Genomic DNA, 526 nt, shown 5'->3' on the forward strand with positions numbered 1-526 from the left:
CGCCATGGCCGTGCTGGCCGAATTCACGCCGGTCAAGCTCAAGAGCCGCCTCAATACCTGGCAAGGCATGTGGTACACGGCGGTCTGCTCCAACCTGCTGCTGGCGCTGCTGTTCCATTCCTGGAATGTGGGCGATACGATCTGGCGCTATTCGGTGGCCGCCACCGCCATCTTCGGCGTCCTCATCCTGGTGCTGCAACTGCTGTTCCTGGTCGAAAGCCCGATCTGGCTGGCCCGCAAGGAACGGCTGGACGCCGCCGCGCGCGCCATGACGCGCATCTATGGCCGCGCCTTCATGGCTGCCGCGCCGTCCGAGCGCATTCCCGTGACCAACCAGGCCCGTCGCGGCCTGGCCAACGTGCTGCTGATCTTCCGTGGCGTCTACCTGCCTCGCACCATCCTCGCCTCCACGGTGCAGATCGGCCAGTCGATCCAGTACTTTGCGATTGGCTGGTACCTGCCGCTGATCAGCGCCGCGCTGTTCGGCAAGGACTTCGTCTACGCCACCATCGGCGCGCTCGTGTTC

General features: G+C 65.2%; 1 protein-coding gene. It reads left to right on the forward strand.

What is annotated here, in order from left to right:
* Nucleotides 1–526 (forward strand): MFS transporter (locus AB4Z35_RS30220; RefSeq protein WP_442101190.1); only part of this gene is annotated, 526 nt, incomplete at both ends.

It is taken from the genome of Pseudomonas sp. KB_15 (assembly GCF_052114525.1).
Classification (GTDB): Bacteria; Pseudomonadota; Gammaproteobacteria; order Pseudomonadales; family Pseudomonadaceae; genus Aquipseudomonas.